Genomic DNA, 22940 nt, shown 5'->3' with positions numbered 1-22940 from the left:
CCATGCTCTTCGTTCAGTTCACGCTCGATAACGACCGTTATGTGATCGACAGTTCGCAGGTCGAACGCATGCTGTCGCTCGTGCCGTTGAAGGCGATGCCCGGCGTGCCGGACTGGGTCGCGGGCGTACTGGATTACGAAGATTTGCCGGTGCCGGTCATCGATCTGGCTGCGCTTGCACTTGGCCGGCGTTCACATGAACGTTTGTCTACGCGCCTGGCGTTGGTCCATTACCCGCACGCGACGCTGACGGGCGTCGAGCACAGGCGCCTCGGCATCTTGCTCGAGCGCGCTACGCGCACGCTGACGCTCGATCGCGCCGCGTTCAGGCCCGCCGGTGTCGAGGCGGCGAACGCGCGTTATCTCGGGCCGCTCGCACGCGACGCGCAGGGCCTCGTTCAATGGGTACGGATTGAACACCTGTTGCCGGAACACGTGCAGGCGCAACTCTTCACCCAGAGCGAAGCATGAAGCAGGTTTCCACTTCCGATCAGGCCCATCGCGCGGCGCAGGCGTTCCACACCCTCCGGGCGATGAGTGAAAGCCAGCGCGAGCCGCTCCCGCACGCGCGGGTCATGCAGTTCGCCGGGCTGTTGCAACAGACGATGGGTCTGGACCCTACGTCTATCGGCGAGAAAGCGATCGAGCGGGCTGTCTCGGACCGGTTTGCCGCGTGGCGTGCAGCGGGTGCCGATGGTCTGGACGAGTCGCGCGCGAGCATTGACGCGTTCTGGCTTGTGGTGAATGGCATACCGGAGCAATTGCAGGCGTTGATCGAAGCGGTGGTCGTGCCGGAAACGTGGTTCTACCGCGACGCCGAGGCGTTCAACGCGCTGGCCAGACTGGCGCGTGTCCGGCTGCTCGACCAGCCGTTCAAGCCGGTGCGGATCCTGAGCATGCCGTGCTCGACGGGCGAAGAGGCTTACACCGCCGCCATGGCCATGCTCGATGCGGGAATTTCGCCCGAGCGCTTTTCCATCGATGCAATCGACATCAGCGGCCAAGCGCTCGATATCGCCCGCCACGCGCACTACGGAAGCAACGCGTTCCGTACCCGCGGGCTTGGTTTTCGCGAGCGTTTTTTCGTGCCGGCCGGCGACCAGTGGCGGCTTTTGCCGGCCGTGACGGAGCGCGTGCGATTCCGCCAGGCGAATCTGCTGACGCTTGATCCACTGACGTTCGAACCCTTCGATTTCGTCTTTTGCCGCAATGTACTGATCTATTTCGGCCGGGCGACGCAGCACACGGCCATGCGGGTGCTGGACGGTCTGCTCGCGCCCGGCGGGATGCTGTTTGTCGGGCCGGCGGAGACGGGGCTGATGATGCGTGAAGGCATGGCGTCGGCGAAGCTGGTCCTGGCATTCGCGTTCGGGCGTCCGGAAGGCGGGTTAGGGGACAAGCCGGCGAGTGGCGCGCGGCCGGCGCCTGGCGGTGCGCGCGGTTGGGACAAGCAGGGCTTTGGGCCGCGGCCGCGGGCGCTCTTTGCTGCTATCGCCAGTGCCGAGAGGGCCATGGAACTCGCCGCACGGGCAGCGATGCCAAAGGCGCCGATTGCCGGATCGAGCGGGGCTGCCAGCGTGACCAATACGGTCGGCCATCGGGCTGCGTTGGCGACGACTCTGAACGACGCACCCGGCCGCCCCTTCTCATTCGGCTCGCCCGCTACCGGTGCGCCGCGTGCAACGCCCGCAATAGTGACGAACGCGCCGGTTGCCGCCGAACCGGGCACCCTCAGGCAAGCTCAGGTACTTGCCGATGCCGGCGCTTTGCCCGAAGCCGCCGATATCGCGCGGAGGTATCTCGAGGCGCATCCGGCCAGCGCCGACGCGTACTACCTGCTCGGCGTGATCGCGGATGCCCGGGGTGAGCAAAGCGACGCAAGAGGCTTTTACAAGCGGGCGCTTTATCTTGCCCCTGGACATGGCGAGGCGCTGACGCATCTCGCCGCCGTGCTCCGGCTCGAAGGTGATCGTGCGGGCGCGCAATTGTTGCTGGCGCGGGCCGAACGGGCCGCACGTTCATCAGGGGGCCGCCATGAGTGATCCGCGCGACCCGCAATCTGCGAGCGTTGAAGCAGATGAAACAGCAGCGCATGTTGATTTGGCCTCAGCTTCGGGCGAACCATCGACGTGGCTCTTCGATGCCCCGATCGACGACTGCTGGAACCGTATCGGCGTTCGCGGCGACGGTTCGTGCCCGCGTCTGGCCGGTTACATCCATTGCCGCAACTGCCCTGTGCACGATGCCGCCGCGGCGCGCGTGCTGGACCGTGAAGAAGCCGCCGATGCCGTGCTCGGACACAAGGGCCTGCATCGCCAGACGGAGCAGTCGCTGAGCGAATACGCGGCCCGCGAGGCGGATGCCACGTCGTGGCTCGTATTTCGCATCGGCGATGAATGGCTGGGTTTGCCCACCACGATCTTCCAGCAGGTCGCCCAGTTGCGGCCGATCCACTCGCTGCCGCACCGGCGCCACCGGGCGGTGCTCGGCGTGGTGAACGTGCGCGGGACGTTGCTCGTATGCGCGTCGCTGGCGCGCTTGTTCGGAATTGCATCGGCGGTCGGGCAGGACGGACACAGACCCGAGCAACAGGGCCACCAGCATGGCATTGATGCCCGGGATCTTGCGCGCCTGCTGGTCGTTGAGCCGGGCGGCGAAGGCGGTGAGCTGGACGGCTCAGGCAACAACCCGCGCAACCCCATTGTGTTTCCCGTCGATGCTGTCGATGGCGTGCATCGGTTCGCTCGTGCGGATTTCCAGCCGGTGCCGGCGACCATAGCCAGCATGTCGGCGTCGCACGCGCTGGCGGTGACGGCGTGGAAGGGCGGGACGGTGGGCCTGCTCGATGCGGCCAAACTTTTCGAGACATTGAACCGGAGCCTCACATGAGCGGCGCTGAAACAGGCCGCGGCCAGCCGTCCCTCATCGACTTGTTTCGCGAGGAAGCGCGGGCGCAGGCGCAGATTCTGAGTGATGGCCTGCTCGCGCTCGAACGCGCTCCGCGCGATCCAGTGACGCTTGAAGCCTGCATGCGGGCAGCACACTCGTTGAAGGGCGCGGCGCGGATTGTCGGTGTGCCGGATGGTGTGAGCCTTGCACACGTGATGGAGGACTGCTTTGTCGGTGCGCAGCAAGGGCGTGTGGGAGTTGATGCCGGCATGATCGACTTGCTGCTGAGCGGCGTCGACCTGATCTTGCGGATCGGCCAGGCGTCGGGCGACGAAACCCTGTCGCAGACGGACGTGAACGCATTCGTCGACGCATTGAATGCACGGATGGACGGCGTTACCGCGGCGCCCCCCTCATCCGTTTTTGAAGCGCCTCAGGTTGATGCTGACGTCGATTTGTCGCATGAACTGACGCTCCCGGCGCCGGCGGTTGAGGAAACTCAGGAGGCAGCGGAAGCCGCAGAGGCCATGGAAGACACACCTCACCAGCCGGCCCGCTCGGTCGAGCTGCGTGAGCCGGCTCGCATGCTGCGCGTTCGTGCTGACACGCTTGACCGTTTGCTGAGCCATTCCGGTGAATCGCTGGTTGAGTCGCGCTGGCTCAAACCATTCGCTCAATCCATGTTGCGCGTGAAGCGGATCCAGCGCGACGCAAGCCGGGCGCTCGATTTCCTGCACGAATCGCTGCACGAATCGCTGACCGAGGCGGCGACTTTAGCCTCGACTTCATCGGCAGCTCCGACCGCGGCGCTCGACGCACGCACGCTCGATGCGCTGGATGAAGTCCGCCGTCTCAACGCGGAAGCGCATCGCCAGCTCGGCGAGCGGCTGGCCGAGCTGGAAAACTACGACCGGCGCTCGACGCATCTGTCGCAGCAACTCTACGACGAAGCGCTGGAATGCCGGATGCGGCCGTTCGTCGATGCCACCGGCGGTTTCGCGCGCATGGTCCGCGACGTCGCGCGTTCGCTCGATAAACAAGTGCGCTTCGTGATCGCCGGTGAAGCGACGGAAGTGGACCGTGACATCCTTGACCTGCTTGAGGCGCCGCTCGGCCATTTGCTGCGCAACGCGGTCGATCATGGGATCGAAGCGCCATCGCTGCGCCGGGCGCTTGGCAAACCACCGGAAGGCACGATCACGCTGGAAGCCCGCCATAGCGCAGGTTCGCTTTTCATCAGCGTCAGCGACGACGGCGCCGGCGTGGATCTTGACGCGCTGCGCAGGGCGATCGTTCAGAAGCGCCTGGCCAACGAGACCACGGCCGCACGTCTGACGGACACCGAACTACTTGAATTCCTGTTCCTGCCCGGCTTCTCCATGCGCGATACCGTGACCGACGTCTCCGGCCGGGGCGTTGGCCTGGATGCGGTGCAGGACGTCGTGCGGCAGGTGCGCGGCAACCTGCGTGTCACGCAGGAACCGCTCGTCGGCACGCATTTCGTGATGCAGTTGCCGCTGACGCTGTCCGTGATCCGCAGCCTGATTGTTGAAGTGGACGGCGAACCGTACGGGCTGCCGCTCGCGCACGTCACGCGCACGCTGGTGCTGCCGCGTGCATCCATCGACCTGCTCGAAGGGCATCAGCATTTTGCGTTCGAAGGCCGGCGGCTTGGCATCGTCACGGCTCACCAGATCCTGCGCTCAGGCACCTTCGATACCGTCATCGACACGCTCAACGTCGTCGTGATCGGGCAGGGTGCGGCGAGCTACGGCGTGGTGGTCGACCGCTTTCTCGGCGAACGCATGCTGGTCGTGCAGCCACTCGACAAGCGCTTGGGGAAGGTACCGAACATCGCGGCGGGCGCGTTGATGGAAAACGGCGATCCGCTGCTCATCGCCGACCTCGACGACTGGTTGCGAGCGGTCGAAAAGCTGGTCGTCGACGGTGAGCTCGGGCGTGTCTCGCCGGGCACGGCGCGCGTGGTCGCCGCGGCGAGAAAACGCGTGCTGGTGGTCGACGACTCGCTGACCGTGCGTGAACTCGAACGCAAGCTGCTGGCCGGGCGTGGGTATGAGGTGACCATTGCCGTCGATGGCATGGACGGCTGGAACGCGGTACGCAGCGAGCGTTTTGACCTGGTGATCACCGATATCGACATGCCGCGCCTCGACGGTATCGAACTGGTGACGCTGATCCGGCGCGATTCGCAACTGCGCGAGACGCCGGTGATGATCGTGTCCTACAAGGATCGCGCGGAGGATCGCCAGCGGGGACTGGATGCCGGCGCGGACTATTATCTGGCGAAGGGCAGTTTCCACGATCAGACCTTGCTCGATGCCGTGCGCGATCTGATTGGCGAAGCGCAGTCGTGAGAAAACACTAAAAAGAGAGGCGGGCGATGAAGATCGGGATCGTGAACGACATGCCGCTGGCGGTGGACGCCTTGCGAGGGGCGCTGGCGACCCGGCACGACTTCGAGGTGATCTGGGTCGCGAGCGACGGCGCGCAGGCGGTCGACTACTGCACCGCGCAGAAGCCGGACGTCGTGCTGATGGACCTCGTGATGCCGCACATGGATGGCACGGAAGCCACGCGCCGGATCATGCGCGAGACGCCGTGCGCGATCCTGATCGTGACGGTGGATGTAGGGGCGAACGCGTGGCGGGTCTATGAGGCGATGGGCGCGGGCGCGCTGGATGCCGTCGACACGCCGGTGCTCGCCGGCCCGGACGCGAAGCGCGGGATCGCGGCGCTGATCGCCAAGATTGACCAGATTGCCGCACAGCAGGCCACGAAGGCGGCTGCGAATCCGTTCGCAGCCGCGCCACGCATTACCTCGGGCACCGACCTGCTCGCGATCGGCGCGTCGGCGGGCGGTCCAAGCGCACTGGCCACACTGCTGGCTGCGCTGCCGGCTGACTTCGCGCCGGCCACGGTGATCGTCCAGCACGTGGATCAGTCCTTTGCAGTCGGAATGGCGGGCTGGCTGAACGAACAGTCGACACTGCCGGTACGCGTAGCGCGCGAGGGCGACCGGCCGGAGCCGGGCTGCGTGCTGCTCGCGGCGACCAATGACCACCTGCATTTTTGCGGCAGCGGCAAGCGGCTCGGCTATACGAAGGAGCCGCTGGCGACGCCGTACCGGCCGTCCATCGACGTGTTTTTTCAGAGCGTGGTCGCGAACTGGAGCGGTAACGCGGTCGGCGTGCTGCTGACCGGCATGGGCCGCGATGGCGCTGCGGGCCTCGCGGCCATGCGCGCCAAGGGTTATCACACGATTGCGCAGGACGAAGCGACATGCGCCGTGTACGGCATGCCGAAAGCAGCCGCAGCGCTGAATGCGGCGGTCGCCATCCTGCCGCTCCCGAACATCGCGAATGCCGTGCAAAAGGCGTTTGCATCGTCGCGCAAATGAGGCGCCCGAACTCGACTCAGAACAGGATTCAGTCATGGAACATCGAAATGCAGATCCGCTGGCGGAGCGCGCACGGCGCGAGCAGGCCGGCCCGGAATCTCGTCCGGAAAGCCCGGCGGCCCCTCTCGATACCGCAAAGGAGGCGCGTTCGGCCGCCGATCTGCTCGCCGATGCGCTGAATGCGCCCAGCGCCGCTGAGAGTGCGGTCATGGTGCTGCTGGTCGACGACCAGACCATTGTTGCGGAAGCGGTGCGCCGCGCGCTGGTGGATCAGCCGCGGCTGGATTTTCACTATTGCGCCAACCCCGAGGAAGCGTTGCACGTTGCGCAGGTCATGCGGCCGACCGTGATTCTGCAGGACCTGGTCATGCCCGGGGTGGACGGACTGACGCTCGTGCGTCAATACCGCGAGAATGAGGCAACGCGGGATATTCCGATCATTGTGCTGTCTACGAAGGAAGAGCCGCGCATCAAGAGCGCTGCGTTTGCCGCGGGCGCCAACGACTATCTGGTGAAGCTGCCGGACAGCATCGAGTTGATTGCGCGGATCCGCTATCACTCGCGCTCGTATCTGAACCTGCTGCAGCGCGACGAGGCGTATCTCGCGTTGCGGCAGTCGCAGCAAAAACTGCTCGAAACCAACCTGGAGCTGCAGCGCCTGACCAATTCGGACGGGTTGACGGGTTTGTCGAATCGCCGTTGTCTGGACGACTACATGAGCGCCGAGTGGAAACGCGCGGCGCGCGAACAGTCGTCGCTCGGCTTCCTGATGATCGATGTGGACAACTTCAAGTCGTACAACGACACCTACGGCCATGTCGCGGGTGACGACGTGCTGAAGCTCGTCGCGCGCGCGATTGAATCGAGCCTGAACCGTCCCGCAGATCTTGCCGCGCGTTTTGGCGGCGAGGAATTCGCGGTGGTGCTGCCGTCCACCGCTGCTGGCGGTTTGCGTCTGCTCGGCGAAAAGATCCGCATGGCGGTGGAGGCGCTGGCCGTGCCGCATACGGGCTCCGCCAGTGAGCGGGTGACGATCAGCGTAGGCGGGGTCATGCAGGTGCCGCAGCCTGGCGAAGACATGAAGCAATTGATCGAAGCGGCCGACCTGGCTTTGTATCGGGCGAAGCGTGACGGGCGCAATCGGGTGGAAATCGGCAATTGAGCGGGGCCGTCGGCAGCGGTGCCGTTAGCCTTGCCAACGGCGCTTTCACCGATGCCGCGCGCATGCGGACACCGATCGGCACCATGCGGGCGTTGGCGCTCTGGTGGCGCTTGCGCGCCTCCTCCCGGATGATCGGGACGAATTTGAACTGCTGTGAACAATTGCACGGGTCCGTCGATGCATCGGCCGGCCGGCTGCCAAAACCGTTGACGATGCCTCAGCACGTAAAGCCCCTGGAGCCTCGCTGACGCGCAACAGCCTGACGTGGGGCGTGACTACGAAACTCCAATGCGAGCCGACGCTGAAGGCAGCAGAAGAAGCCACCGGGGCAGGCGTTACAACATTGTTCGATGCAACGAGACCGGTCAAGGGAGCGCTCCACGGATCGGTCGGCTGAACCGGGGCGCTGACCGGCGCTTTCGCCGGTTCGCCTGGTTTAGCGACGGGCGAGGTGCGCTTGAACCACGCGTCATGAGATGCGATCAGACCGGGCGAACGGCCACGCGGTGTTTCGTTCCAGTCGGAGCGATCCATCGCGAGAGCGGAGGGTGCTTCCTGGACGGTTGTTGCAACAGAGCGTGGCGCACTTTCCGTTGCGGCCGGCCGCGGCTGCTGCGTTGATGCGGATGCCGGTGACGCTGGCGATGCAGGCAACGCAGCGTGGATTTGTCCGGACGATGTGAACCGATCGGCGGCCGGTGCGCTCCAGGCATCGTCAAGTGCGAGAGTGGGTGCTGCGGGGTTGCTCCACGGGTCGTCGGCAGCGAGTTGGGGCGCGGCGCGACTGCCCCATTGCTCACCTGGGGGCACGTCGGCGGAGGCGGATTCTCCCGCGCGGGCCGTTGCGTGCATCAAACCAAATGCAGCGCACGCCAGCGCGACTTTTTCCAGTCCTGAATGAACGAGCCGAAACAGGTCACGAAGCGATGGGCGAGACATGGCATTTCCCTTGAATACACGAAAGCCCGCAAGCCTATGGGAAAGTGCAGTCCGAAATAACGCGATTTATCCGAATAGTGGAAGGTTTCGGCAAAGAAGTTGCGTTGCGGGGAGGTTATGGGCGCATTGGAATGGCAGCGGGATGTTTCGCGACCCTGAATTGTGACATTTGATGTCTTTGATCCCTGGCTTTTTCCTGCGATGCGCGGGATTGTCCGGTTGTCCTGATGATGTGCAAAGGGCCGTTCCGACTCGCGTCGGAACGGCCCTTTGCTTGTGGCACTCGCTTCAGTTTCTGCACGTCGGGCTGGAATGCTGTCCGGCGGGGGTTATTTCTCTGGCTGCGCCGCTTTCGCCGCAGCGGCAAGATTCGCCGTACTGCCGGTTGGAGAACCCATGGCCTGGAACAGCAACGCGGTATCGCTCAGGCGTGCGCTTTCATAGCGGATCGCATCCAGGCGCGCATTGCGATATTGGCGCTCGCTTGCACGTGACGCCGAGGGCGGAATCGCCCCAAGCCGCTCACGCGCTGCCGAATCCGTGAATGCGCTCATTGCAGTGCGGCTGGCGGTATCGGAGAAACTGAGTGCCTGGTTATCCTGCTCGAGCGCTGCGAGCGAGTCCGCCACGTTGCGGAACGCGGTCAGCACCGTCTGCTTGTATTGCGCCACGGCCGCTTCGTAGCTCGCCTGCGCCGCGCGCTTTTGGGCAAGCAATGCGCCGCCATGAAACAGCGGCTGCGAGAGCGACGCGCCTATGCCCCAGATCGCGCCCGCGCCGGACAAGGCGGCCGGCCAGCTAAAGCCCGCTTTCCCCATGGATGCCGATAGCGTCAGGCTCGGGAACAACTGTGCCGTCGCGACGCCGACCTGCGCGGCAGCGGCTTTGAGCAGCGCGTCGGCGGCCCGGATATCCGGGCGGCTGGCAAGCAATTCCGACGGCACGACCACTGGCACATTGCCCGGCACGGTGAGCGACGCGAGATCGAGATCCGGCGGCGCCTGATCCGGTGTCCGGCCGATCATGACGGCCGTCGCATGACGCGTTGCAAGCCACTGGGCCCGTAGCGCCGGCAGCGAAGCCGCGAGCGCGGCGGCGTTCGATTGCGCGTTGAGCGCGTCCGAACGCGATGCCGAGCCCAGTTCGTAGCGGCGCTGGGTTTCCCGTGCGTCTTCGTTGGCGAGCACGATCAGCCGTTCGGTCGTATCGATTTGCGCGCGTAACGACGCCGCGCCGATCGCGCCCGTGACAATGTTCGCGGCGAGCGCGCGGCGGGCGGCATCGAATTGCCAGGCCTGGCTGTCTACCTGGGCGGCCAGCGCCCGGTCCGCAAGACGTGCCGCACCGAACAGGTCGAACGTGTATTGCGCCCGCACCTGCCCGACGAACAGGTTGTAGAGCACAGTGGGCGGCCCGAAGTTCGGCACACCGATCGCACGCTCACGGTTCGCCTGGCCGCCGAGGTCGATGCTTGGCAGCATCGACTCGCCGACTTGCGCGCGCAGTTGTTCGCGCGCCGCAGCGAGGGTTTTATCCGTCGCGGTGAGGCTCGGGCTGTTGCGCAAGCCCTCATCGACCAGTGCGTTCAAAGGCTCCGAACGGTACAGCTTCCACCACTCCGGCACCGGTTTTGCACCGGCGTCGAAACTTTGCGATACCCCTTCGGCCGTCACGGTGCGCACGGGTTGTGCGTCGGCGCCGTAATGGGCCACAGCGGGCATGACGGGCGGTTTTCCATCCGGGCCGAACGTGCAGGCTGCAAGGGCGGCGGTGAATCCGAGTGCAGTCAGATAAGCGCGGTTCATGACTGGCCTCCTTGACGGGTATCGGGCGTGGTGGACGCGGAGGGCGTGTCCGGATCGTCGAACCCCGCGCGCTCGTTACGCCGCACCCTGAACGAAGCCGCATACAACGCCGGCAGATAAAACAGCGTGAGCACGGTCGCGCTCGTGATGCCGCCCATCAGCGCGGTTGCCATCGGTCCGAAGAAGTTGCTGCGCAGGAGCGGAATCAGCGCAAGAACGGCAGCGGCGGCGGTCAGCGTGATCGGCCGGAAACGCCGCACGGTGGCGCCGACAATGGCGTCAAAGCGCGGGTGCCCCGCGGCAATGTCCTGCTCGATCTGGTCGACGAGAATGACCGAATTGCGCATGATGATCCCGAACATGGCAATCACGCCGAGCATGGCGACAAACCCGAACGGCTTGTTGAACAGCAGCAGCGCCAGGACCACGCCAATCAGCCCGAGCGGCGCGGTCAGCACCACCATCATCACGCGTGCAAAGCTCTGCAACTGGATCATCAGCAGCGTCAACACGACGATCGCCATGATCGGCATCTGTGCGTTGATCGACGACTGGCCCTTCGCGCTTTCCTCAACCGGGCCGCCCACTTCTATGCGGTACCCCACCGGCAAGCCGGCGCGCAACGGGGCGAGCTTCTTTTCGATCGCATTCGTCACGTCGATACCCTGCGCACCTGCCTTCACGTCCGATTGCACGGTGATGGTCGGCTGACGATCGCGTTCCCAGATCACGCCGTATTCCAGGTCGTTCACCACGTGCCCGATCGTTCCCAGCGGCACGGGTCCGTTCGGCGTAGGCATTGCAAGCGTAGCCAGCCTGGCCGGATCGACCCGTTCGCTTTTCGGCGCACGCAAGTCCACGCTGATGAGTTTGTCGTGCTCACGATACTGCGTGACCGTATAACCCGTCAGTTGCATTGCGAGGAAATCCGATACGTCCTGCGAACTGATACCGAGTTCGCGCGCCTTCTTCTGGTCGATATCGAAGCGCACCGAGCGCTCCGACGGTTCGTCCCAGTCGTACTGGACATTGGCCGTGCCACTGTCCGCTCTCATTTCGGCAAAGACCTTTTCAGCGATACCGCGCACCGTCGGCAGGTCGTCGCCGCTCACGCGGAATTGCACCGGATAGCCGACCGGCGGACCGTTTTCGAGCCGCGACAAGCGCGTACGAATGGATGAAAACTTCTCGCGCAGCACAGGTTCGAGCCAGCGCGCGAGCTTCTCGCGATCTTCGACTGACTTCGCCGTGATCACGAACTGCGCGAAATTCGGCACCTGCAACTGCTGGTCGAGCGGCAGATAGAAACGCGGTGCACCGGAGCCCACGAAGTTCACCACATGATCGATCTCGGGGCGTCTCTCCAGCACCTTCTCAAGACGTTTCGTCTCGCGCAGCGTGGCCTCGAACGAGGCGCCTTCCTGCAAGCGGACATCGACGAGCAGTTCAGAGCGGTCCGAGCTCGGAAAGAATTGCTGGGGAATAAGCGTGAACCCTGCCAACGCGATCACGAACAGCACGAGCGTGATGCCCAGCACCACGAAACGCCGCTCGATACACCATGTCAGCCAGCCACGCAGACGAGTGTAGAACTTGGTGTTGTAGATATCGTGTTCATGATCGTGGGCGTGATGCGCCTCACGCTTGCGTTCGGGCAAGAGCTTGTAGCCTAGCAGCGGAATCAGCACCACCGCTGCGAACCATGACGCGATCAACGCGATAGCCGACACCTCGAAGATCGAGCGCGTGTACTCGCCGGTGCTGGATTTGGCCAGCGCGATCGGCAGGAAACCGGCGACCGTCACGAGCGTGCCCGTGAGCATGGGGAACGCGGTGCTGGTGTACGCGTAGGCCGCGGCACGCGAGCGGATCCAGCCTTGTTCGAGTTTCACCGCCATCATTTCGACGGCGATGATCGCGTCGTCGACCAGAAGGCCCAGCGCGAGAATCAGTGTTCCGAGCGAGACCTTGTGCAGGCCGATATCGAAGAGATACATGAAGAGGGCAGTGACCGCGAGCACGACCGGAATCGAGATCACGACGACCATGCCTGTACGCACGCCAAGCGAGACCAAACTCACGATCAGCACGATGATGACGGCTTCGGCGACCGCTTCAAGAAAGTCATCGACCGACTTCGATACCGCATTCGGCATGCTCGATACTTCGTTGAGCACGAGGCCGGCCGGGAGCTGCCTGCGCAACTCGGCGACCTTCGCGTCGAGCGCCTTGCCCAACTGCACCACGTCCTGACCCGGCTGCATCGTGATGCCGATTCCAAGCACCGGCTTCTCACCCGAGCGCATCTGCGTGGCGGCAGGATCGAGATAACCGCGCTTGATGGTCGCTATGTCGCCCAGACGAAACGAGCGCCCGTTGACACGGATCAGCGTATTGGCGAGCGCGGCCATGTCGGTGATCTGGCCGCTTGGCCGCACGAACACGCGGTCGTCGGGCGTATTCAGCGTGCCCGAGGGCGCAACGGCATTCTGGCCGTCTATAGCCTGCGCAATCTGCTGCGGCGAGATACCCAGCCGCGTGAGTTGCGTATTCGCTATTTCGATATAAACGCGCTCTTCCTGGTCACCGAAGTAGTTGACCTTCGCTACACCGGGCACCCGCAACAGGACTGTGCGCAGCGAGTCGGCGTAATCGTGGAGTTGCACCGGCGAGAACCCGTCGCCCTCCAGCGTGTAGATGTTGGTAAAGACATCGCCGAATTCGTCGTTGAAGTACGGACCTTGCACGCCTCTTGGCAGCGTGTACGCAATGTCCCCGACTTTCTTGCGCACCTGATACCACTCTTCGGGCACGTCCTTCGCGGGCGCGCCGTCCTTCATCGAGAAGAACAGCAGTGACTCGCCGGGGCGGGAGTAACTGCGCAAGAAGTCGGTTGCAGGCGTTTCCTGCAATTTCTTCGCGATCTTGTCGGTGACCTGTTCCTGCATCTGCTGCGCGGTGGCTCCTGGCCAGAAGGTCTGGATGACCATCACGCGGAAGGTGAACGGCGGGTCCTCCGATTGGGCGAGCCGGGTGTACGCCAGGACGCCGAAGAGGGTCGCCATGGCGATCAGGAAGACGACCAGCGCCTGATGGCGCAACGCCCAGGCCGAGAGATTGAAACTGCCTTCTTCGTGCCGATAATCGCCTGAGGCTGCAGCAGCGGCGTTGGCAGCGGCTGCCGACGCCGCTGCGTCCGATGAATCTCGTTCGTGGTCGCTCATGACGCGAAATCTTCCGGATGCAAGGGTGCAACCACGCGTACTTTCTCACCGGCAGAAACTGTATGGACTCCTTGCCATACCACACGCTCCCCGGGCGAGATGCCGTTTGACACCGTCACGGTGCGCTCACCGTATCGAGACACATCCACGCGCCGCAATTCAAGCGACCCGTCCGCTTTCACGATCCAGACGGCGGGCAGTTTGCCCGCGTGGAAAAGCGCGGTGGAGGGCAGCGTGAACGCCTGCGTTGACGTACCCGATGCACCCGATGCAGACACCCGGGCGAACGCCACGTCGGCCGTCATGCCGAGCCGGACGTCCGGCGTGGGGGCTTCAAGCGTCATCCTGACGCGATACGTACGGCTTTGGGGATCGGCAGCGGGCGATACCTCGCGAACAACGGCTGCGAACTGCTTGCCCCCAAGCGCGGCGAGCGTCACGCTGGCTTTCTGGCCGACCGTGAGCGACCCGAGCGTGGTTTCCGGCACGTCCGCCACCACGTCGATCTCACCGCTCCATGCCAGGTTATAGACGGCTTGTCCCGCTGACACGTTCTGTCCTGTGTCAGCCTGTTCCGCGGTGATGACACCGGCGCGGTCGGCGACCAGCGTGGTGTATTTCAACTGATCAGCCGACAACGCCGCCTGGGCTTGTGCCTGGTTACGCTGCGCGAGCGCGGCTGCGTAGGCGTTTTCGGTTTGTTCGAGTTGCGCACGGGCGATCAGGTTTTCCTGTGCCTGGGCGCGGTCGCGCGTGAGTTGCTGTTCTGCATAAGTGAGCTGGTGCTGGGCGGCGGAGAGCTGCGCGGCCGTGCTCGCGGCGTTCTTGGCATTGTCTGCGGGGTCGAGCTTCGCCACGATCTCGCCGGCTTTCACGCTGTCGCCAAGACGCACGCGCCGCTCGATGATCTTCCCGCCTACGCGAAACGACAGCGGGGTCGAGTACCGTGCTTCGATGGTGGCGGGCAGCGACGACTGCACACTGTGCGTGTCGGCGACGGCCGCCATGGCGACCACCGGACGCAGCGCGACCGGGGGCGCTTCCTTCTTGCCGCATGCGCTGAGCACGACCAGGGCAACCACGCTGAGCGACCACGCAAGGGGGCGGCGAACAGGAGACGATCCGCGCTGCATGGAAACCTTGCCCGACCCGGCTGACATCAACCGCGATCGGAGTGATGACAATGACGATGAAGACGCCAACATGCGGCGACAGACTTGCAGAATCACGAATGACCTCGGCGCAAAGGCTTCCCGTGCTTGCAAGGCGGACTTGCACACACGGGTGGCGCGCAGCGTCAACACGTGCCGCTGCGCATTTTCAAGATGTGGCGCTATTTGGGGCGGGGCGCTGGAACAGGCGGCACACTTCGCCCATCATGCTTTCCAGCACCTCGCCGTCAGATACGCGATGAATTCTAATACAACTGTGAATCTGAAATCAAAGCCGTATCATAATTCAATTTTGAGATGCTAAACTCGGCAAATGAAACGAATTCGCCTTACCCGGGAGCAAAGCCGTGATCAAACGCGTCAGCGTTTGCTGGACGCCGCCCAAGCTGTTTTCATGAAGAAGGGGTTTGTTGCCGCCAGTGTTGAGGACATTGCTGCGGCGGCGGGCTATACGCGCGGTGCGTTCTATTCGAACTTCGGCAGCAAGTCCGCTTTGTTTCTGGAACTGCTCAAGCGCGATCACGACGGGATCATGGGCCGCCTGCATTCCATCTTCGATGGCGAGGCGAGCCGGGCGGACATGGAAGCCCGCCTGTTGCAGTATTACAGTGAGTGCTACCGCGACAACAAGTGTTTTTTGCTGTGGGTCGAAGCGAAATTGCAATCGAGTCGCGATGCGAAATTTCGCGCGCAATTCAATGCGTTCATCCGGGAATTGTTGCAACACACGACTGCGTACATTGTTGCGTTTTCAGAGCGGGCAGGGACACCGTTGCCCATGCCGGCGGAGCAGTTGGCGCTCGGGCTGACGGCCCTGATTGATGGCATGCAGTTTTTCTACACGTCGGATCCGCAGGCTTGCGGCAGCGAAATGTCCGAAGCCGTCCTGGCAAAATTTTTCAGCCGGGTGGTGTTCGGAGCCGACGTGGTCTGAGGCTCGTTCGTGCGAGCCGAACGCTGCTTATGAACGCTGCCTGAGCTAAACCCGCTTATATTGCGATTCCCGAGCCGCCATTGCTTCCCAGCAACTGCTCTACCGCGTCGGCATTCGCGTAATCCTGCTCAGGCAAACTATCGAACACGGCAATCACGTCGTTGCTTGCGCCCGCAGCGCGCGCCGCATCGACAATGCCATCCTTGTTGGTCGGATACGTCAGGTCACGCAGAACCTCTGCGATTTCGTCGTCGATCGGTTCGTCGTTCAAGCTGGCATTCACATGCGTATCGGTCATCGGTGCCCTTGGTTGTCATATTGGTCCATCCGAGTCGTCGCGCTCACGGCGGAACGTCAAGTCTGCACTTGTATTACCTGGCTTGCCATGCCGTGGCTGGGCGAGTGTGATTTCGGTATTTCCACTTGAAACCAGTGCGCGTGATCAAGTTCCTGTGCGCGTACGTCCGGGGCGGGCGGCGCGACTGGCGGGGCATTGGCGCGAATGGCAAGCTCTGCACGCATCGCTTCGGCTTGGCGAGCAGCGTAGATGCCCGCGTCGTCCGTACGGATAGGCGCGGCATAACACGACACGGATACCAGAACCATCGATAAAGCCGTTGAGGTTTTCATCGCTCAACCCTCCAGACACTAAGTCCACACGCATACGCGAGCGGTGCAAAAGCAGCAGAAATACAAGGTCGTACGGAGAATAGTAGCGGGGAATCGAGCAAACGCCATGCCAATCGATTTGCCCGATTTTCACGCGCTTCACCTGACGAATAGCACCTGCGTGCCAGGCCTTCTTTCAAGCGGAGCCGGCGCGCGTTCTTCAAGCGAATTCTAGAATCCGGTCTTCAGCGTGTGGTTCACGGAGTAAGCAGGTATTGCCGCAATTTTGCACGCACCGGGAAATTTCAACGCGACGCCGGGTTCAAACGGAAGTAGGCATCGAGAAGCGATGTCTTGTAGACCACGCCGAGTAACACGGGCCGGGTCGGGCAATCGATGACCGGCAAACGCTCGCCCTGGAACGCGAGGAAATGCTGCAGCGCTTCGCCCAGCGACATGTCCGGTGTAAGGACATCGAAATGAGCTTGCAGATAATCTTCAGCGGTTTTCACCTCGGTGTCGTGTTCCTCGAGCAGATCGGACGTGATGTCCTTGAGTGCCACCACGCCGCGAAACTGGCCGTCCGAATCCACGACGTAAAGGTACTTCACCGGATACTCGAGGAACACGCGGGTCATCGTCTTCACGTCTGCATCGAGCGGCACGACCGTGTCAGCCGGTTTCACGAGTTCGCGCATCTGCGTGGCGGCAAGCCGCGTGCGCTCTTTTTCATCGCGGTTGCGGCGCAGCGTGACCTCGTACATCGATGTCTGCGCCGACGCCCGCGCAATGAAAAATGCCACCACGCACGAGAGCATCAGCGGCAGCATGACCTGATAACTCAGCGTCATTTCGAAGATCATCAGGATTGCCATCAACGGCGCGTGCGTGGCGGCAGCGAGGAACGCGCCCATCCCGACCATCGCGTAAGCGAAGGGCGCGGACGTGGAGTGCGGCCAGATCGTGTGCGCCGCGAGCCCGAACAGGCAACCGACCACTGCGCCCACGAAGAGCGTCGGCGTGAAGATCCCGCCGACCGCGCCGGAACCCGCGGTTGCCGCGGTCGCGACGATCTTGAAGAACAGCACTGCAGCCAGCGCTTCCCAGGTCCACGAATGATGTAGCAGCGAGTTGACGACTTCATAACCGTTGCCCCAGACCTCCGGGTACCAGATGGAGATCACGCCGACAATCAGGCCGCCGAATCCTAGCCGGATCGGCAAGGGCAGGGGCAGCTTGGCGAAGCGTTGTTTCGATGCAGCCAGCAGGCGCAGGAAATACGGCGCCAGCACGCCGCAGAGCAATCCGAGCACGACGAACAGCAGCACTTCGACGCCGGCGACAGTGGGGAATACAGGCATTTCGTAAGGCGGCCGATAGCCGGCGAACTCGCGCATGGTGATGTTCGCGACCACCGAGGACACGACTATTGGCCCGAAACTTTCCATGGCCATGGAGCCGAGCACGAGTTCGGTGACGAAGAACGCGCCGGCGATAGGCGCGTTGTAGGCCGAGGTGATCCCGGCCGCGGCACCACAGGCCACAAGCAGACGCAGGCGCGGCGGGTCGAAGTGGACCCAGCGGCCAATCAGCGACGCGCACAGCGCCGCGAGTTGCACCATCGATCCTTCTCGCCCGATGGAACCACCGCTGGCGATAGTGAACAGCGACGAGATGCTGCGCCACATGCTTTGCCAGACCGGGACGACGCCGTCGCCAATGGTCACGGCCTCCATGTAGTCGGCATTCGCCTGACCCGAGTTGCGACGCCGCGCGATCAGCAGGCACACGCCCGCGATCAGCCCGCCCGCCGTTGGCAGCGCGACGCGCACGGGCCAGGGCAGGCGTGTCGCCATCTCGACAAAGTTACTGTTGGCGCCGCCGAAGATCCGCTGCAATTCGTCGATACCCTCGCGGAACGCCGAAGTCGCGAATGCGCCGGCCACGCCGACAATCACGGCCCACACGAGCATGGTGTGGGCTTCGGAGAAACGGAACCGGATCTGTGCCCGGGTGCGAAGTTTAAGCAGGAATGAAAGCACGTGAGCTTGAATGTCGGAGCGAGTCGGCGAATGTGCGGGCAAGGATATCATTCGCGCAGCAGAAAAAACGTCACAAACCCGACTGTCCATGTGCTTCGGCGTTACTTGCGCAACAGCCTGAGGCCGTTGCCGATTACCAGCAGACTGGCGCCTACGTCGGCGACCACTGCCATCCAGAGCGTCGAGGAGCCGGCGAGCGCCATGATCAGGAATGCGGCCTTGATGCCGAGCGCCAGCGTGATGTTCTGGATCAGAATGGAATGCGTCGCTTTCGATAGACCGATGAACACGCCCACCTTGCGAAGGTCGTCGTCCATCAGCGCCACATCGGCCGTTTCAATCGCAGCGTCCGAGCCCATGACGCCCATCGCAAAGCCAATATCCGCGCGCGCGAGCGCGGGCGCGTCGTTGATGCCGTCACCGACCATGCCGACCCGCGCGCCGTTTTCAGCAAGGACCGCTATGGCGCCGAGTTTGTCTTCGGGCAGTTGGTTGCCGTACGCTTTATCGATACCGACCTCCCGTGCGATGGCCGCAACGGCGCGTTCATTGTCGCCGCTCAGCATCACGGTGCGGACATCCAGCTTGCGCAGCGCGGCGATCGCGTCGCGGCTGCCCTCGCGGATTTCATCGGCGACAGCGAACTGCGCGAGCACGCCTTTTTCATCCATCAGCATGACGGCCGTCTTACCCTCGCTTTCCAGTACGTCCAGACGCGCGGCAGTGTTAACGCTCAGGAAGCCGCGCTCCGCGACGAGACGTCGGTTGCCAAGCGCATAGCTGCGCCCGTCCAGCACGCCTTGCACGCCGCGGCCGGGCAGCGCTTCAAACGCTTTGACCTTGACACGGTTCAATTCCTCGATGTTTGCCGCTTGTGCGACCGCTTTGGACACCGGGTGATCCGAGCGCCCCGCGAGACTGGCAGCGAGCAGGCCGCAAAACTGCGCGTCGGCGCCGCTCATGATGTGGACGTCCGTCTGAACGGGAACGCCACGCGTGATGGTGCCGGTCTTATCGAACGCGAGAGCGGTTAGCGTGCGTCCCATTTCGAGATAGACGCCGCCCTTGATGAGAATCCCCTTGCGGGCGGCAGACGCCAGGCCACTCGCGATCGTCACCGGCGTCGAGATGACCAGGGCGCACGGACAGGCGATGACGAGCAACACGAGCGCCTTGTAGATCCAGGTCTGCCATGCGCCGCTGAACAGCATGGGCGGTACGATCGCCACGAGCAGGGCGAGCGCAAAGATGACAGGCGTGTAGATACGCGCGAATTGGTCGACGAAACGTTGCGTGGGCGCCTTTGACGCTTGCGCCGCCGATACCGCATGAATAATCCGCGCGAGCAGGGTGCCATCGGCGCGGGCCGTGACGCGATAGTCAAGCGACCCTGACGCGTTCAGCGTTCCGGCAAAGACGGCGTCGCCGGGGGGTTTGTCGACGGGCAGGCTTTCACCGCTGATCGCTGCCTGATTGACCGCCGAGCGACCCGACGTGACGACACCGTCAAGTCCTATCCGCTCGCCGGGCTTGACGCGCACAATGGCGCCGATCCCGACCTGACGGGAATCGACGTCGCTCCACGTGCCATCGGCCTGTTGCTGGGTCACGCGATCCGGCGAGAGTTGCAGCAGTTTGCCAACGGCATTGCGTGCCCGGTCAAGCGATTTCGATTCGATCAGTTCAGCGAGGCTGAACAGCACCATGACCATGGCGGCTTCCGGCCACTGGCCGAGCATCAGCGCGCCCGTGACGGCAATGCTCATCAACGCGTTGATATTGAGATTGCCGTGACGCAGCGCGATCCAGCCTTTCTTGTAGGTGCCGAGGCCACCCACAATGACGGCGATCAGCGCAAGCGTTGCCGCCATAGCGCTGGGTAGCGAGGTCAGCAAACCCCATGAGGGCAGCCAGGCAGGTCTGAACTGCGGCAACCAGGCGGGAAGCCAGTTCGACATGGAAGCGCTAAGGGCGGCGAAGCTCAGGATCTCGGAACCCACTGCTGCGACGCCAGCCAGCGCAAGCGGCCACGTGCGACGGCGCTTCGGTGGAGGCTCATGCTTGCTTGTGCTATCAGGGTCGATAATCGTTGTGGACATACCCAGGGAGTGAATCGCCTGAGAGATGGATTCTTGCTGCCCGGGCGCGTGCCTGACTGTCACCCGGCGCTGCAGGATGTCGAAGTCCATGTCGCTAACGGCGGGCAGTGAGGACAGCTTGTTCTGGATCAGCGCGATCTCTGCGGCGCAATCCATCTCCTCGACGAGAAAGACGCTTTGGGTGTCCTCGGCCGCGGTAGAAGGTAATAAATTGTCGCCTGACGGCTCGGCCGGCGAGCGCCCCGCATTGTCGGCAACTTCAACGTGAGCATGCGTGCAGCACGCCGCGTCATGGTCCAGCGGGGCGGCTTTGATAGCAGTGAAACGATCAACCATGTGGCCTCCAGAGGCAATGTATGGTTGAGTAGACGCCCTGAAGTCACTTCAAGGTCAAGCGTTGACCGGGAGCGCAGCAAATGAGAATTGGTGAACTGGCGAAAATGGCTCAGTGCACGACTGAAACCATCCGCTTCTACGAGAAAGAGGGCCTGTTGCCGCACGCCAACCGGACGGATTCCAATTACCGGAATTACACGGAAGCGCACGCGGAACGGTTGCGGTTTATTCGCAATTGCCGTGCACTGGACATGACGCATGACGAGATCAGAAATCTGCTCAGCACAACCGATGCGCCTGGCGAACCGTGCGGTTCGATCAATTCGCTCGTCGATGAACACATTCTTCATGTGGACAGGCGAATTGAGGAATTGACGCAACTCAAGGCGCAACTGGTTGCGTTGAGGGGGCAATGCACGACGGAAGAATCAGCGACGGACTGTGGCATTGTCCAGGCGCTTTCTACGAACGAGGTTGCGCCCGCCCGCGAGAAGCGGACCCATTTGGGCTGAATGGGCTGAATAGTGACGCGGGGCGGGATCTGAAAACCCGGCCTCGCTACACCGAAGCCAGGGTGTTTTCCACGTTAAACCGCGAAGTCACCACTTCGGCGCAAATGGCGGCTTCGCGTTTCGTTGGCCTTCGTCGAGCGCATCGATCTTCGCGATATCGTCGGCGTCCAGTTTCACCTTCTGCGAATCCCAATTCACTTGCTGGTGCTCAGGATTCGTCGATGCCGACAGCACCACGATATCGCGTGACAGCAGCCATGCAAACGTCACCTGCGCGGGCGTCACGCCATGCTTCTTCGCGATCGCAACCAACGTGGGGTCTTTGTGTGCGCGGCCTTCACCGAGCGGCATATACGCGGTCACCTTCACGCCGAGCTTTTGCGTTGCCTCGACCAGCTTGCGGTTGGCCAGGAACGGACTGATTTCGAACTGGTTGGTCACAATGTCCTTGCCGCCGGGCGCGTTCAACGCTTCTTCGAGCAACGGCGCAGTGAAGTTCGACACGCCGAAATACCGGATCAACTGCTGTTTCTGTGCGTCCTGAAAGCCCGCGATGGATTCGGCGATAGGCACCACGCTATCCGGCGACGGCCAATGAACCAGCGCGAGATCGATCGTGCCGATATTCAGCTTCTTGTGGCTTTCGCCAAGGCTTTTAACGACATCGTCACGACGCAGCCGGTCGTGCCAGACTTTCGTGGTGACCCAGATATCGTCACGTGGCACACCCGAATCGCGCACACCTTTGCCGACGGCTTCTTCATTTTTGTAGAGCTGCGCGGTATCGATATGGCGATAGCCAAGTTGCAGCGCGCTTGTGACAGCCTTGGCGGTTTTCTCCGCGTCCACGCGAAAGGTGCCGAGTCCGAAGGCGGGAATTGTTTCGATCATCCGATGCTCCTTGTGATTACGTTTGTCCGGGACAGTCCGGCAGGTCAGGCGTCCTGGTCCAGTTCCGGGTAATGGCGGAAGATGCCGGATTCGTTGAAGGGAATCCGTCGTTCTGAATCGACATAAGCAGCAATATTCGGCCGTTCCAGCACCGCGTCGTGCAACGCTGTGACACGCGGATACAGGCTGCCGAACTTTTTCATCGCGCGGGGAAAAGCGTAGTGCAGGCCCTCGACCACTTGAAATATTGACAGATCCACATAGGTGGTCGTGTTGCCGATTATCTGCGTGTCGCCGTGGGGATTTTGCGCAAGCACCCGCTCGAAATAGCCGATGAACTTCGGAACCCGGTTCTCGATGAAATCCTTCGCGCGCTTCTTCGCGGCGTCCTTCTGGTCTTCGTAGTAAAGGCTGTTGGCTAGCGGATGATGGGTATCGTGGACTTCGCACACCATGTCCGTGATCGTCAACTGCAAGCCGTGCGCGACATAGCGCAGCCCCTCGTCCTTCGGTGCGAGACGCAGTTTTGGCCCCAGATATTGCAGGATGTTCGCGACGTGCGGGATGATCAGTTCTCCATCCTTCAGGAATGGCGGGGCGAACGGAATGTGCGGCTCGGTCTTGCTGTTCATGATGGTCAGCATGGCACCGGTGCCTTGTCCGTCCTTCTTCGCGCCGCGTGAAACGTCGACGTAGTCCGCGCCGGCGTCTTCCAGTGCAAGCCGGACGAATTCGCCCCGGCCTTGAAGACCGTCCCAGTAATACAGTTCGTAGGCCATCGGCAATATCCTCGCGGTGGTGATTGCTGGAAACCCAAAGACATAAGGGTAGCAACGTGCGTGCCGTTGCGCTTGCATGGCGCTTGCAACTTCGCTGAAAAGCAAAAACCCCGCACGGGCGGGGCTTTTG

General features: G+C 62.8%; 17 protein-coding genes. 8 read left to right on the top strand and 9 right to left on the bottom strand.

The genetic code is table 11. The features are described from left to right. Positions 1-2: 2 nt before the first annotated feature. Genes ABH944_RS03470 through ABH944_RS03445 form a run of 6 tightly spaced genes read left to right on the top strand, consistent with a single transcriptional unit; the run spans position 3 to position 7468 of the window. Positions 3-470 (top strand): chemotaxis protein CheW, encoded by a 468-nt coding sequence (locus tag ABH944_RS03470; protein ID WP_404604565.1) that lies wholly within the window; start codon positions 3-5, stop codon positions 468-470. Beyond that, the gene (locus ABH944_RS03465; RefSeq protein ID WP_404604566.1) at positions 467-2041 is read left to right on the top strand and encodes a CheR family methyltransferase; all 1575 of its coding nucleotides are present in this window, start codon (positions 467-469) and stop codon (positions 2039-2041) included. The genes ABH944_RS03470 and ABH944_RS03465 overlap by 4 nt, the downstream gene beginning before the upstream one ends. Further along, positions 2034-2888 carry a chemotaxis protein CheW gene (locus tag ABH944_RS03460; RefSeq protein ID WP_404604567.1) on the top strand — a complete coding sequence of 285 codons (855 nt, stop codon included), beginning with the start codon at positions 2034-2036 and terminating at the stop codon, positions 2886-2888. Before ABH944_RS03465 ends, ABH944_RS03460 begins: the two co-directional genes overlap by 8 nt. Then, entirely contained in the window at positions 2885-5263 is a 2379-nt protein-coding gene (locus ABH944_RS03455; protein WP_404604568.1) for a hybrid sensor histidine kinase/response regulator, read from the top strand. The genes ABH944_RS03460 and ABH944_RS03455 overlap by 4 nt, the downstream gene beginning before the upstream one ends. A gap of 26 nt (positions 5264-5289) precedes the next feature. Then, the gene (gene cheB / locus ABH944_RS03450; RefSeq protein ID WP_404604569.1) at positions 5290-6306 is read left to right on the top strand and encodes a chemotaxis response regulator protein-glutamate methylesterase; all 1017 of its coding nucleotides are present in this window, start codon (positions 5290-5292) and stop codon (positions 6304-6306) included. A gap of 34 nt (positions 6307-6340) precedes the next feature. Then, a complete protein-coding gene (locus ABH944_RS03445; RefSeq protein WP_404604570.1) occupies positions 6341-7468 on the top strand; it encodes a diguanylate cyclase in 1128 nt (375 codons plus the stop codon). A 1268-nt stretch (positions 7469-8736) separates the two neighbouring features. Here ABH944_RS03445 and ABH944_RS03440 read toward each other — a convergent pair. Genes ABH944_RS03440 through ABH944_RS03430 form a run of 3 tightly spaced genes read right to left on the bottom strand, consistent with a single transcriptional unit; the run spans position 8737 to position 14596 of the window. Continuing rightward, the gene (locus tag ABH944_RS03440) at positions 8737-10212 is read right to left on the bottom strand and encodes an efflux transporter outer membrane subunit (protein ID WP_404604571.1); all 1476 of its coding nucleotides are present in this window, start codon (positions 10210-10212) and stop codon (positions 8737-8739) included. Continuing rightward, on the bottom strand, positions 10209-13436 hold the full coding sequence (locus ABH944_RS03435; RefSeq protein WP_404604572.1) for an efflux RND transporter permease subunit: 3228 nt from the start codon (positions 13434-13436) through the stop codon (positions 10209-10211). The genes ABH944_RS03440 and ABH944_RS03435 overlap by 4 nt, the downstream gene beginning before the upstream one ends. Continuing rightward, complete coding sequence (locus ABH944_RS03430) at positions 13433-14596, bottom strand: efflux RND transporter periplasmic adaptor subunit (protein WP_404604573.1); 1164 nt, start codon at positions 14594-14596, stop codon at positions 13433-13435. The genes ABH944_RS03435 and ABH944_RS03430 overlap by 4 nt, the downstream gene beginning before the upstream one ends. A gap of 325 nt (positions 14597-14921) precedes the next feature. Between ABH944_RS03430 and ABH944_RS03425 the strand changes: the two genes are divergently transcribed. Further along, a complete protein-coding gene (locus tag ABH944_RS03425) occupies positions 14922-15542 on the top strand; it encodes a TetR/AcrR family transcriptional regulator (protein ID WP_404604574.1) in 621 nt (206 codons plus the stop codon). Positions 15543-15597: 55 nt separating this feature from the next. On the opposite strand, the gene ABH944_RS03420 is transcribed toward ABH944_RS03425, so the two are convergent. The 4 genes from ABH944_RS03420 to ABH944_RS03405 form a co-directional block, all read right to left on the bottom strand. Then, positions 15598-15840 carry a DUF2795 domain-containing protein gene (locus ABH944_RS03420; RefSeq protein WP_404604575.1) on the bottom strand — a complete coding sequence of 81 codons (243 nt, stop codon included), beginning with the start codon at positions 15838-15840 and terminating at the stop codon, positions 15598-15600. 56 nt (positions 15841-15896) lie between these two features. Then, entirely contained in the window at positions 15897-16172 is a 276-nt protein-coding gene (locus tag ABH944_RS03415; RefSeq protein WP_404604576.1) for a hypothetical protein, read from the bottom strand. Positions 16173-16456: 284 nt separating this feature from the next. Next, positions 16457-18193 carry a ClcB-like voltage-gated chloride channel protein gene (locus ABH944_RS03410; protein ID WP_404604577.1) on the bottom strand — a complete coding sequence of 579 codons (1737 nt, stop codon included), beginning with the start codon at positions 18191-18193 and terminating at the stop codon, positions 16457-16459. A gap of 101 nt (positions 18194-18294) precedes the next feature. Further along, entirely contained in the window at positions 18295-20628 is a 2334-nt protein-coding gene (locus ABH944_RS03405; RefSeq protein ID WP_404604578.1) for a heavy metal translocating P-type ATPase, read from the bottom strand. Positions 20629-20708: 80 nt separating this feature from the next. Between ABH944_RS03405 and cadR the strand changes: the two genes are divergently transcribed. Beyond that, complete coding sequence (cadR, locus tag ABH944_RS03400; protein WP_404604579.1) at positions 20709-21140, top strand: Cd(II)/Pb(II)-responsive transcriptional regulator; 432 nt, start codon at positions 20709-20711, stop codon at positions 21138-21140. Positions 21141-21227: 87 nt separating this feature from the next. Here cadR and ABH944_RS03395 read toward each other — a convergent pair whose 3' ends face one another. Together ABH944_RS03395 and ABH944_RS03390 are read right to left on the bottom strand one after the other, a co-directional pair. Continuing rightward, entirely contained in the window at positions 21228-22031 is an 804-nt protein-coding gene (locus tag ABH944_RS03395; RefSeq protein ID WP_404604580.1) for an aldo/keto reductase, read from the bottom strand. Positions 22032-22075: 44 nt separating this feature from the next. Next, entirely contained in the window at positions 22076-22810 is a 735-nt protein-coding gene (locus tag ABH944_RS03390) for a glutathione S-transferase (protein WP_404604581.1), read from the bottom strand. Positions 22811-22940: the final 130 nt, after the last annotated feature.

This window comes from Caballeronia udeis, assembly GCF_044909315.1.
GTDB lineage: Bacteria > Pseudomonadota > Gammaproteobacteria > Burkholderiales > Burkholderiaceae > Caballeronia > Caballeronia udeis_A.
This window is presented reverse-complemented; position numbering and strand designations above follow the sequence as displayed.